Raw genomic sequence first — 13506 nt, forward strand, 5'->3', positions numbered from 1 at the left:
GTTACTCTGTTCTGAACTTTACCTCATTGGCCCAGTGTGCTTTCCAATCCGGATGAAACGCCCTCGCATTTAATTTTGACACGCTCCGCTCCTTTGCCAGCTCCATACAGCTGCCCGGCGCACCATTATCATTCACTCTGAAAGACAGCTTAACCGGCAATCCTTTGTCGATGGCTGCCTTTACATCCGGCAGCTCCGACCAGGGGATGGCGCACTCTGTGATCAGGGTATTCCCCTCCCTGCGCACCACCAGTTTGCCATTTTTCACCGGTCCTTCCCCTTCCGACCTGGGCTGCCTCGGGAAGAAGTGTTTCCGGTTTAAGCCCGGCGCCAACAGCCGCCATATTTCGGTGCCACCACCATATTCCGGCGATACCTGGTTGAGCGCGTATTCGTAATCCGTACACTTATACCCGGTGTAACGCGGCATAGTTCCGGGCGGATAAGCCAGCATACCATCCTTTCCTTCAGGCAGTACATTAAATGCCAGCAGCACATTATCATAAGCGTATCCCAGACCGGAATTATCCGGTGTTACCGGGTTTTTACGGTAAGTATAACGCCGCACCCCGGAAGGCCATATCAGCGGAAATTTCACTTCTTTATGCACCAGCGACAAAGCAACACCAGCAGGCAATTGCGGCGAAACGCCCACTATATGGTACCCCGCTTTACCGTATACGTTTTTCCAGTTGCCCCTGGTATCAAAATCCTCTTTTACAAAAATACCAGTGGCAGCAGATGGCGTGTCAAACAACAGTGCCGCCAGTTTGGGTGTATACCACCAGCCGTTGCTGTGCAATACAATCCGTACTTTTCCTGAAAGCTGCAACACTTCCCAGGCGCCGCTCCAAAGGTTAGTAATATTGCGTTGCAACACCTGCGCGCCGTTACTGTATACTTCCAATACCACACCCGGCACACGCAGTGCAGGCAGGTACAACGCTACCTGCGTGAGCGAATCCAATTGCAGGTCCACGCCGAAAGAGTTGGTATTATCGCCGCTTTCCAGGTAATGCAGGATGCGGCCTTCACCGGCTGGAAGCTGCAATGCGGCGTCTCCTTCTGCAGGTGCACTGTTCTCTTTGCTGATCAGTGTCTCTTTCATATCCATTGCGTAAGCCGTATCGGGATAAAAGAACCCATCGTCGGGGCGCTGCTCAAAACGGTAAGTGCCCGGATGCGGCGTACTGTCGGCTGTTTTAGCCGCAAAATAAAAGTAATGGTCGTCGCATGCGAAATAGCCATTAGCGTAACCATTGGCACGGGTATCAAAATTGCTGAAAGGATACCAGGCTGCTTCTGTTAAACTTACCGCTGCAACACCCTGGCTGCTCACGGTTTGCGGCAACGCTGTTTTCCAGTCGTCCAGTTCTCCATCTACGTGTATACTTAACCGGGAGATGAGGTTCACATGCATATCCTCATAATGCACCGCCATCCCATCTGCTCCGGCATCAAAATGAACCGACAGCGGATAGGTGTTGTTCACGGAGGCCGTACCACTTTTGATTTTTACAGGAATAGTGATGGTTTCATGGGGCGCCAGCTTCACCGTAGCCGGAGCATCAATATGCAGATCGCCCAGGCTGATTTGTAAACGGCCTTCTACCGGGCGGTTAAGGATATTGGTAACCTGCAGCGGCATCACCGGCGATTGCTCAATATGTGCAGTCATATCTTCCGCAAGGATTTCTACCGGTTCATAACCTTCTATCCGCGCAGTTTTCAGCGCGTTTATCATAGCCGCAAAGGAACCTTTCGTTCCGTTTGTACGGAGATAATATCCCTGGCTGTTCAGCGGAATTTCGAGTTTGCCGGCTACAGGTAAAACAGGATTGCCATAAAAATCGAATAACTTAAAAGTTGCAGGCAGGATCATCCGGCCGCCCGACAAGGGTTCATAAGGGATTGGCTTTCCGGATGCCCTCAGCTTTTCAGCAGCGGCCGTTTGCGCCAGTCCGCGTACTTCCCTGAAAAGTACCTGCTCCGGGCCAAACGCCTCGCCTATATCACCACATATCACTACGGTGCCGTCGTCGGGGTTCTTTTTAAGCCCATCAAACACCATTATCCAGGGGAGTCCTTTGGTAAACAGCAACTCCCTGAAATCCCGCTCTCCTACCAGGTGCTGCACGGCGCCGAGGGCTGCGGCCTGCGACCAGGTATCCGGAATACGGGTTATTTCTTTCATACCGCCGGGCGTATTTATTTTACGGGTAAAATGTTCGTTACCTCTGCCACCGGTATACATATAACCTGCGTAAATACCCATAGAACGGTCGTAACCTGCGGAACGGTTAGTGGCTACGGTGAGGCCTATACGATCATCGGTATTGCCCACCCAGCTTTCTGTATCCCAGATCTTCACCCGGCCATGGGGCGATTTGCGGTTCACCCATTCGGGATAAATTGCCGGCGACTCCATCCCCTGGTAGTGGATCGAGCAGAAATCGAAGATGGGCAGAAACGTCATTTTACCATCTGCAAAAAGTTTATCCCATGCGTTGGAATTGGAATCGCCACCACCTACGAGCACGTCTGCGCCTTTTTTACGGGCATCCAGTACCGCCCGGGCCATAACAGTATATATTTCCCGGTAACGCAGAATATCCGACTGCCAGCCGGAAATAGACAGTCCTTCCCAGGGTTCATTCCATAGGGAAACGGCCGTCACCGGCCCTTTGGGCCAGCCGTATTTCACACAAAGCCGGTGTACAAATTCCTGGAAGTCATGATCCGCTGAAGGCATCCAAACCATGTCCTGCTTTGTTTTTTTCATCACACCGGCGGAGTCCAGGAAAGAGCGGAACCTGTCCAGTGGCTGGTCTGCCGATCCCGCTCCAAACATCAGCAGCACGGTGATATTCTTCTCCCTGTACTCTTTTAATTTCCGGTCAATCTCCTCCATTTTTGCCGTATAGTCTTTGGCGTTAGCAGGCGTATAATCCACCCCCATACGAATGGCCTGCACGCCTACCCGTTGCAGGAAATCAGCGCCCATATCATCAAGCGATTGCTTTGGATACTGTATCCGCTGCGGATCTGCAGCAAAGGTGCGTACCAGGCTGGTAATAAAACGGCGGCCATATTTACCGAGGTCCATCACCAGCGCATAACCGCCAAAACGCGGAGGAATTACCGGGAGATGATCAATGTTGGCATATCCTTTCGGGGAGATGTTCACTTTCACCGGTGTAGTACTGATGGTGGCAAACTTCACCATCTCCGGTTGCCACACATCACCCGGGCGGCCTTTAGTACCATAGCTGATCAGTTCTATTTTTCCTTCGGTGTTAATGGGTTCGTTCAGCTGATTCACCACCTGTATCGTATAAGAGGGTTGTTCACCGGGCCAAAGCACATTTGTGGTATTGGAAGCGCCTGCCAGCACCACGTCGTAATTATAATGACGCTGGCTATTTCGTACACCCATCACCGTTTCATAATTCACCCATTCTTCCGGTGCTTTCATCTGGGCCATGCCGCTCTGTGCGCTGATCAGCATCAGCACAGGTATCCATATATATTTCATCTGTTATTGCTTTATAAACTTACGCTGACCGATCATCTGACCATTGCCGGCGTCTGAAACCACCAGTATATAGGTGCTTTGTGGTAAACTGCTTACATCTATCTTCCACGGCCCGTTAGTTTTTGCAGCTATTGTTTTTACTATTTTTCCGGAGAGATCATAAATGCTGACCGTACATATTTTTGGCTTTGTTAACCGGATGTCTGCATTCAATATATTTACTACCGGGTTCGGATATACGTTTAAACCGGAAGCCATTGTATTCAGCTTGCCGGCCGCAAGAGGGCTGCTGCTGCTATCCACAGCTGCCGGCGGTGTCCAGAGATATAACACTATCTTATTGGCGTTGTAATCATCTTTGGTGATCATGTATTCGCCGGTGGACCTGTGATATGCTTTGATGCCATATTGTGAATCCACATCGTTGCCCACGTATATATTGGGGTTGCTGCTGTTCATGGTAAGCACCAATGCGCCGGTAGTGAGATCAAAAACATCGATATCAGGAATGGCGTAGTAGCCTACAAAAAGATAATTTCCTGCAGCCGACATTGACTTGGCCTGGGCCCGGCTCAGTGTAATAACGGTATCGGGCGTACGATTTCCGGCTACCCAGCCGTGATATACTTCTATGCGGTTGCCGATCAGCGTCCAGTCGGTGTTACCACCGGCCAACACCATTACATCACTGGCGGGGATATACTGCAGCTGGTTTAACCGGGCAATAGTAGCGGGTACGGGTGTGGATATCACCGGTCCCCAGATGGGCTTTCCGTTGCCCGCAAAGCCCGTTAGAGGATAATGCTGGATGGCATTGGTTTTATCCTGGGAGATCCAGATATCTCCCAGAGAATCCAGGCAAAACCCATTCCTGACCTTAGAGATGGTATCACCGGGAATGGCGATGTACCCATCTGTAGCAGGATTGAAATAATACGTATAAAATATATCTGCATTCTGGTTATTGGCCACCAGGATACGGTGCCCGCCTACATTAGCCAGGTGACCAAAATGTTGTCCCCTGGCACGGTCGCTCATCTGTATCCGCGCATCCCAGGGATAGCGGTACGGATCAACGGTATTGGCTACATAGGCGCCACCATCCACACCGGTATAGGAATAAATGATATTACCGCTGTAAAGCAATTCACCATCGGTGCCGGCATCTGCTGCAGCGCAGCCTTCAAAGTTCAGCGCCTGCAGCGTCCACAGCAACGAACCGGCAGTGCTGTAACAATGAATATCGGTAGCGCCGTTCCGGCCCAGGTCCCAGGTGCCGCCCCAGGGATTATTGAGTACATACAACTTACCGGAAGCATCGCGGCCAATGCCCACTACCCGCGTAAAGCGCTTGTCGCCCGCAGCCCCGCGGATACCACCTGTTTCATTGAGATAACCGCCCAATGCGCCAAAGGTACTGCTCAGTACAGGCGTTCCCGTTAGGTTAGTATACACTTTGATGTTCATGTCCGGTCCCTGATCGCCTACCAGTAGTTGTCCGCTTACACTATCTGCATATAAAGCAGACGGACGCGCCGTGGCGCCAATATTCAACACGGTACCTGCCACACCGGTAGAATCGAAACGGCGGATGGTACCATCACCCAGCTGCACTACCCAAACGGCGCCCGAGCTATCGATAGCGATAGGCCCCGGCGAAGTAACAGCCCATTGTCTTATCAGTACCCCTCCTGTGGTGAATACTGTTACCCGGTTGCCACTGGAATCGCTTACATATACGCGGCCGGCGGAAACGGCAATACCCCGGATGGCATCTCCGGTACCTGCACTGGCAGTAAACAACAGGTCGCGCAGTTTGGTGCTGCGGTTGTAACGCCCTATTTTACCGCTGTTGGGCGCCTGCTGCGCGGTAAAAATATGCGTGGCATTGCCGCCAATAGCGCTGCCCTGCGATTCTTTTGTGCCACCCATACGACCCACAGTAGCCCCGTTCTGATAAATGCCGATATTGCGTCCCTTTTCATCCCATAATGAGGCAGTATACACCACTCCTTCCGGCGATACCCACATAGAGCGGGCGCAGTTGCCTACATAATTAGTTACATCAGAAAAGTTATTGCCTACCCAGGTGGTGGTATATTGCGCATAACTGAAACAGGCTGTTAATATCAGCCATAACGTGGAAATAGTTTTTTTCATCTTTATAAATTTAAGATGTTAGTATCCGTGATTCTGTACAAGCCGCGGGTTACGGCCTATCTCTCTCAAAGGCACCGGCCACAAAGTCTGATCTGTGGTAATCCCTAATACTGCGTCCGCCCTGCCGGTACGCACCAGGTCGTAAAACCGGTGGCCTTCAAAAGCCAGTTCCTTAAACCGCTCGTTTTCTATAGCCAGTGTAAGATTTGTTTCACTGCCATAAGGAAAATCATGTGCGCCCGGCGAGGTCAACGGCTCTGCAAAAGCCCTGCGGCGGATGATATTCAATGCTTCCGTGGCTTCGGCAGTTTTACCCAGGCTGTTCAACGCTTCCGCCCCTACAAGAATAATATCTGCCAGCCGCAACGCAATAATATCGGGCTCTGTGCCACTGGTTAAACGGGTGTATTTATTTACATATGGCAATGCAGGATCTGAAGTTGTGAGGCCCAATGCAGCATTCTTCCTGATATCACCGGTTTCATAAGCGCCAATGATCTTTGCAGTGGGCGTTATCTGGTAACTGCCCTGTTGTATACCGGCGGGAATACCATTCACCGGCACATATAAACTGAACAGGCCGTTGGCCTGTGAAGAAGAACTTACAAACTGTATTTCAAATATCGCTTCGGTACTGTTTTTACCACCGGTAGAAAACATGCTGCTATAGGCTGCAGCACCGCTCACCAGCGTATACACCGGGCTATTCATTACTTCCAGCGCTTTGGCCGCTGCGGAATCATAGTTTTTCACGCTCAGGTATGCCTTTGCCAGCAAGGCTTTGGCAGCGCCCTGGCTGGCCCTGCCCCGGGTAGATGCCGCCGCTGCAAACGTGGGAGGCAACGTAGCTTCAGCTGCTTTCAGATCTGAAATGATCAGCCGGAAAACACTGTCGGCCGGTGAACGTGGAATAGTAAAATCCGCGTTGAAAGATGTATAAGGCTCGAGCACCAGCGGCACGGCACCATAAGCCTTTACCAGGTTGAAATAAAAATACGCCCGCAGGAAATGTGCTTCCCCCAGCAACTGTTCTTTCCTTCCACCTGCAAACAAGCTATCTTTCATAAGCGGAACATGTTTCAGCAAATCGTTGGCGCGGCCGATGCCGGCGTAGTTATTTTGCCAGTAGCTTGCTACAATGGCGTTATCTACCGGGATGCCGTGATTGGTAAAAGGGCTGTAATTGATCAGCAATGCCGTAGTAGCGTCAGACGCGGCGTCGAAAGCAACCGGGAACTGCATCGACATACTTTGTATGGCCGGGTAAATGCCCACTGCCGCACTTTCTGCATCGTTGGCTGTTTGCCAGAAGTTTTCATCTGCAATGGTATACTCAGGCACCTGGTCCAGCACTTTGGTACAGGAAGCAAATGCGATGAGGAGATATATGAGTCGTAATTTCTTCATGGTGGCTGCTTTTAAAAGTTTACATTTAATCCAAGCAGGAAGGTGCGTGGCTGCGGTTGTACTGCCCAGTCGATACCGAGCTGCGAATTCTTCACCGACTGGTTCTGCGATTCAGGGTCCAGACCGGAATAGCTGGTGATCAGGAAAAGATTCTGCGCACTGGCGTATATCCGGGCGCTGCTGATCCGTACCTTTTTCAGTAGCTCTTGCCGGAAAGTATATCCCAGCGTCACATTCTTCATCCTGATAAACGACCCGTCTTCCACGAAGCGCTGCGATACTTCACCATTGGTTAAACTGTTGGGCGTGGCAGGATCATTGAACACGGCCCTGGGCACATCGGTGATGGTATTCTCCGGCGTCCAGCGGTTCAGCGTACGTACGTCGCCGTTATTATAGCCGCTCATACGCTCCAGCATGTTGCGGGTTTGGTTGTATACTTTATTGCCGTACGACCAGTACAGGAAAAAGCTCAGGTCTACTCCCCTGTAACCGAAAGTATTGGTAATACCGCCGGTGTAATCCGGCAACGCATTGCCCAGGATCACGCGGTCGGCAGCCGTTATTCTTCCATCAGCATTAATATCGTCATAGATCATGTTCCCGGTTTTAGCATCTACTCCTTTGCTGCGGTAGCCAAAGAAGGAGCCAACGGGCTGGCCTACACGAAAAATACTGGTGGGTAAACTGGTACCGAATGAACCAGGCAAACTTTCTGTAAAGTCGGAACTGGAAGGGTCGCCGGCCACGGTTTCAGGCAAACTGGTAATTTTATTCCTGTTGAAATACAGGTTGAAATTAGTACTCCAGGTGAACTTGCCGCGGATATTGTCCGTATTGATTCCTATCTCCAGTCCTTTATTCACCATCTGCCCGATGTTGGCGCCATTGGTACGGTTAAAACCAGAAGTATAGGGCAGATCCAGTTTAAAGATCAAACGGTTGGTGAGTTTGCGGTAGGCATCTACGGTAACACTGATCCTGCTGTCCCAGAAACTCAGGTCCAGACCGAGATTGGTGGCAGTAGTTGCTTCCCAGCTAAGATCCACATTTGATAAAGAGGTAGCGGCAATACCAGCTTCTGACCCATAATTATAACCGGTGGAATAAGTGGCGAGCGCGGGAAAGTCGCTTCCAAGCCCCTCATTATTACCTGTAACGCCAATGCTTGCACGCAGTTTCAGTTCATTAATAAAACGCTGCTGTTTCATAAAGGCTTCATTGGTTACCCGCCAGCCTGCGGCCACAGAAGGAAAGAAGCCATATTTTTTATTCTCGCCAAAACGGGAGGAACCATCCGTACGCAGTACCCCTTCCAGCAGGTAGCGATCGTCGTAGTTATAACTTAAACGGCCGAAATAAGATACCAGCCCCCATTGCGAGCGGTAGTCCAGCGGTGCAGAAAGCGAGGTAAAACCGGTTACTGCCTGTATGATATCGGTTGAATTGGTGTTGCCGGAAACGCTGATCCTTCTCACATTAGCCTCCTGCGCACTCTGACCGAGCAAGGCCGTTAATTTGTGTTTGCCTTTTAACACCGGTGCGTATGATAACGTATTTTCATTGACCCATAAGAACTGCGTGAATACAGACACAAAGCCACTCGCTGCGGAACCGTTGTTCACGAGTTTCGACTGGTAGCGGTCGTCGGTTACCTGCTGATTATCGAAGCCAAAACTGGTTTTAAATTTCAGACCGGGAAGGATGGTGTACTCACCATATACATTTCCGATATAGCTGTTTACGATCGATTGAAACCGCAGGTTATTGGCGATCATCACGGGATTGGTCCAACGGCGGTTTCTATCGGTGTAATAAGTGCCATTAGGATTGTAAACAGGATCATTGGGGTTTTCTATCAGCGCGAGCGCCAGTACAGATTGTCCTGAGAAGCTGTTGTCCATGCGGTTGTTGGTAGACCTTACTCCTGTTAAATTTACGCCGATCTTTAATTTATCGCTTGCCGCAAAATCAAAGTTCACGCGTCCGTTAAAACGCTTGTAGTGTTGCAATCCTACAATAGTACCTGTTTGATCCAGGTAGCCGAGGGATACGTAGTGTGATGTTTTACCGGTACCGCCGGAGATAGATAAATTATAGTTAGATACCGGCGCCGATCTGAAAATAGCATCCTGCCAGTCGGTATTACGACCAGTGTTCACTACAGCAGAATCTACCGGTAACCCTGCATTAACGCGGGATTCTTTGAACAGCTCCACAAACTGTTCGCCGTTCAGCAGCGGCAAACGTTTGGGGATATCCGCCACGCCGGTGTACATATTGAAATTAAAACGGGATTTACCTTCCGCACCTCTTTTTGTGGTGATGAGGATAACGCCGTTGGCGCCCCTGGAACCATAGATAGCGGTGGCGGCGGCATCTTTCAGTATTTCCACCGACTGTATATCGTTGGGGTTAATATTATTGGTAGTGGCAATCCGTTGCCCATCGCCGGAAACGCCATATTGCGCCGCAGGAAGATTGCTCATGGGTACACCGTCTATTACATACAGCGGGCGGTTTTCGCCAAACAGTGAGCCGTTACCACGGATACGGATATACGTTTCATCACCGGGAGCGCCGGAGTTTTGTACAACCTGCATGCCTGCAGCTTTTCCCTGTAATGCCGCATCCAGGCTGGTTACCGCAACACCGGCCAGCTCGCTGCCTTTAATGGAACTCACTGAAGAGGTCAGGTTCTTTTTCTGCTGGGTGCCATAGCCAATTACCACGAGATCATTCAGCGAAGCGCTTTGCAGCTTTAACACAATATTGATGGAAGACTGCCCGTTTACGCTCACCTCTTTGGATTCAAACCCCACATAGGAACAAACCAGGATGCTGTTGTTGTCCGGCACTGCGAGGGAGAAGCTACCCTGGCTATCGGTAGTAATACCAAGCGAAGTGCCTTTTACGCGAATGCTCACACCTGGCAGCGGCGATCCTTTTTCGTCCGATATTTTCCCGGATATAGTGATCCTGTCCAGCTCCTTCCCGGCAGGCAGCGGCGTTGTTTTTTTAGTGATCACTACTATTTTATCCGTTATTTCGTATTGCAGGGAAAGGTTGCCCAGAAAGGATTTCAGCACTTGTTCCAGTGGCTGGTTTTTACATTCGAGCGACACCTTATTGAGTGCACTGGGCGGCTGATCGTGCCAGATAAAAGAATAACCTGTTTGCTGTTTTAACAGAACAAGCACTTTCTCCATCGGCACATTTTTTACGGAAATTGTTACATGCTGTGCATAGGCGTTCAGATGCAGCAGCAGGATGGTCATAAAGATCCATAGCGGTTTGGCGGGCCATCTCTTTACAGCCGGGAGAATGCCTGTGGCAAGGAATTTCATATTTTTCAGTCGTGGATTTTAAATATTAGCAATCATAAACGTGGAAATTTAATCGTGTACACACAGCTTACCTTACCGAGGGCCCTCAGCAAAAGGTTTTCAGCAGATGTGCATACTACGTGTGATCCGTGCAGCAATCAGGTCATGACATATTTATTTAAAAAGATGATTTAATTGGCCTCCTGGTAAGGCATCACGGTAATAGTTCTTCCCTGTATCTTAAAACGTACGATTTTGGTTAGTTCAAGTGCTTTCAATAACTGTGATATCTTTGCTGTCCTGGAAACAATGCCGGATAGCTTAATGCCGGACATGTCTCCTTCATATTTTATCTCTATATCATACCATCGTGCTACCTGTCGCATGATGGCACTGATATCGGTATTCCTGAAATAAAACTCACCGTTTTTCCAGCCCAGTATTTCTTCCATGTCGGGCCTGGTTATGCTTAGCTCACCGGAAGCGTGTTGCAGTACTGCCTGTTCACCGGGATGCAATATCCTGGCAGCGTTTACTCTCACTGCGCCCTGTACCAGCGTGGTTTTCACGGTAGCTTCATCGGTGTAGGCCATGATGTTAAATGCCGTACCCAATACCTGTATCTCCATGCCTTTGGCGGTCACAATAAATGGTTTCCTGTCATCTTTGGCAATATCGAAGTATGCTTCTCCCGAAACCTCCACGGTTCTCTTATCATCCGGGAAAGCGGCGGGATACCGGATAGAGGAAGCGGCGTTGAGCCAAACATGTGAGCCGTCCGGTAATATAAGCTGGTACAGGCAGCCGGTGGGTGTTTGCATGGTATTGTATACCAGGCCGGTGTTCTTCTGTGAAAATTGTTTATATGCCAACTGCCCGTTGGCCAGCTTAATTACCTGTGCGGAGCCCTGCCGGGCGATGGCGCCGTTAGCGGCGCTGTCGAGCGCAATGCGGGTGCCATCTCCCAGGATCAGTACCGGGCGTGCTGTTCCTTGCGGTATCTGCGCCTGTTGCGCTATGAAACCTGTCGTTGTTTTTTTATAGGTACTCCATTCCCAGCTTCCTGCCAGCAGCAATAAAAAGATGGCTGCCGCAGCGGCGTATTTAAACCAGGGACGGGCAATAATGGATGGCCTGGTTCGGTGTAAAACAGGTACAGCCTCACTTTGCCGCGCTTTCATCATGATCTCCTCCGCCATTTCACCGGCATCAAAATCTGCATTTTCGGCATAGGCAGGGTCATTAAAGGCATCCTGCAATAATTGGGAGAGCAGCGCCCTATTTTCCGGCTGCAGGGCCATGCTCCTGAACAACCGGATTTCTTCGGCGTTCAGCGCTCCGCTCATGTATCCTTTAAATAGTTCTTCAAACGTAATTTCAGACATATGCTGATGCAGATTTAATATCTCCCGTTATAAGGACGGAAAACAAAGAAGGGGTAAGACAGTAACCCTGAAAATTTCATAAAAAATAATTGGAAGTCAGTAACAGTAAGGCAAAAATACTTTCGGAATGCCGGTTTAAATATTCCCGGATGCTGCGCAACGCCCTGACAATATAGGTTTGTGAGCTCACTACAGAGATATTCAGTTTCCGGGAGATCTGTACATGACTTAGCCCGTTAAAACGATGCAATACAAAAACGGTCTTTACTTTTTCCGGGAGATGCTCAATGGCCAGCAGCAGGATCTTTTCCAATTCCTTGTATTCCATACCGGATTGGGCGTCGCTGAAAGGAGCATCGGAGAGATGATCGGCCAGGAATTCAATATTATCGGTGTGCAGCACTTTCTTTTCCAGGTGATCCATGATAAGATTGCGGGCACATACATATATAAACGTTCCCACCTTCTCCACACCAGGAAGCTTTTCCCGGTTGTTCCATAATTTGAGGAAGATATCCTGTGAGAGATCTTTTGCCTGTTCAGGAGAGCGTGTCAGGCGCAGTGCTGTACCATATACCTGTGGCCAGTATTGTTTAACGAGAACCTGGAAGCTCCGCTCATCTCCTTTTGCAACGGAGAGCAACAATTCCTGTTCATTGACGTGGATCACGGATGGTATCAGTGTTAATTATAACGGGTAGTGATGCATGAAAATAATACAACCTGTTCTAATTTACAAAACAATACCACCAGGCGGGCCTTAAAAACTACGATTGGTGAAATGACTGCTTAAATTCTACCGGGGTTAAACTGGTTTTACGTTTGAATAATTTATTAAAGGACTGAGGATGCTCAAACCCCAACTGGTAAGCAATTTCGGCCACCGACAAATGAGTGGACATCAAGTATTCCTTTGCCTTTTCAATCAACTTTTCATGAATATGCTGCTGTGCATTTTGCCCGGTGAGCGAACGAAGCATATCACTCAGGTATCGCGGAGAAACATGCAGGTTATCTGCCAGGAACTCAACTGTCGGAAGCCCTTTCTGCAGGCCATCTTCCTTATCAAAATAACTATTAAGCAGATCTTCCATGCCGGTCAGCAGATCATGATTCACAGATTTGCGGGTAATGAACTGGCGCTTATAAAAACGGTTGCTGTAGTTGAGCAATACTTCAATATACGATACAATAAGATCCTGGCTGAATGCATCAATGGCATTATTGAGTTCGTCTTTTATACTTTCGACGACAGTAAAAATCTGCTGTCTTTCTTTTTCCGATAAATGCAGGGCTTCATTGGTATCATAAGAAAAAAATCCGTATTGTTTGATCTTCTGCCCGAGGGGATAATTCCTGATAAAATCGGGATGAAAGAGCAGGGAAAACCCTTCATACACTGCTTCATTCGGAATGATGATCAGTTGATTGGGGGCCGTAAACACCATTCCGCCTTCGTCGAAATCATAATATCCCTGCCCATATCCCATTCTTCCCTGCTGATTAACTTTGTATGATATCTTGTAAAAATTCAACAGCAAAGATTCAGGTAGCTGACTGATGTCAACCTTGATACTGGTGTTGTCGAAAAAACCAATCAAAGGATGCACCGGTTTTGGCAAATCCATTAACCTGTTCAATTCAGAAATGGAATCTATTTTTGCAGGGATATTATTTGATTTCTTCATTTATC

The 13506-nt window shown here is 49.1% G+C and carries 7 protein-coding genes; all 7 read right to left on the reverse strand.

Features of this window, described 5'->3' with window-relative positions; translation table 11 throughout:
• Position 1: 1 nt before the first annotated feature.
• The 7 genes from PV783_RS32755 to PV783_RS32785 all read right to left on the reverse strand — a co-directional run bounded on the left by PV783_RS32755 (position 2) and on the right by PV783_RS32785 (position 13501).
• Positions 2-3535 carry a hypothetical protein gene (locus PV783_RS32755; RefSeq protein ID WP_420990953.1) on the reverse strand — a complete coding sequence of 1178 codons (3534 nt, stop codon included), beginning with the start codon at positions 3533-3535 and terminating at the stop codon, positions 2-4.
• Between the two features lie 3 nt (positions 3536-3538).
• Positions 3539-5695 (reverse strand): T9SS type A sorting domain-containing protein, encoded by a 2157-nt coding sequence (locus tag PV783_RS32760; RefSeq protein ID WP_420990954.1) that lies wholly within the window; start codon positions 5693-5695, stop codon positions 3539-3541.
• A gap of 18 nt (positions 5696-5713) precedes the next feature.
• On the reverse strand, positions 5714-7102 hold the full coding sequence (locus PV783_RS32765; RefSeq protein ID WP_420990955.1) for a RagB/SusD family nutrient uptake outer membrane protein: 1389 nt from the start codon (positions 7100-7102) through the stop codon (positions 5714-5716).
• A gap of 11 nt (positions 7103-7113) precedes the next feature.
• Positions 7114-10449 (reverse strand): TonB-dependent receptor, encoded by a 3336-nt coding sequence (locus PV783_RS32770; protein ID WP_420990956.1) that lies wholly within the window; start codon positions 10447-10449, stop codon positions 7114-7116.
• 170 nt (positions 10450-10619) lie between these two features.
• A complete protein-coding gene (locus PV783_RS32775) occupies positions 10620-11813 on the reverse strand; it encodes a FecR family protein (RefSeq protein ID WP_420990957.1) in 1194 nt (397 codons plus the stop codon).
• A gap of 76 nt (positions 11814-11889) precedes the next feature.
• A complete protein-coding gene (locus PV783_RS32780) occupies positions 11890-12483 on the reverse strand; it encodes an RNA polymerase sigma factor (protein ID WP_159454418.1) in 594 nt (197 codons plus the stop codon).
• A gap of 97 nt (positions 12484-12580) precedes the next feature.
• Positions 12581-13501: a helix-turn-helix domain-containing protein gene (locus tag PV783_RS32785; protein WP_079472256.1), complete on the reverse strand. Its 921-nt coding sequence runs from the start codon at positions 13499-13501 to the stop codon at positions 12581-12583.
• Between the last annotated feature and the right edge of the window lie 5 nt (positions 13502-13506).

The organism is Chitinophaga sp. CC14 (assembly GCF_048957795.1).
Classification (GTDB): Bacteria; Bacteroidota; Bacteroidia; order Chitinophagales; family Chitinophagaceae; genus Chitinophaga; species Chitinophaga ginsengisegetis.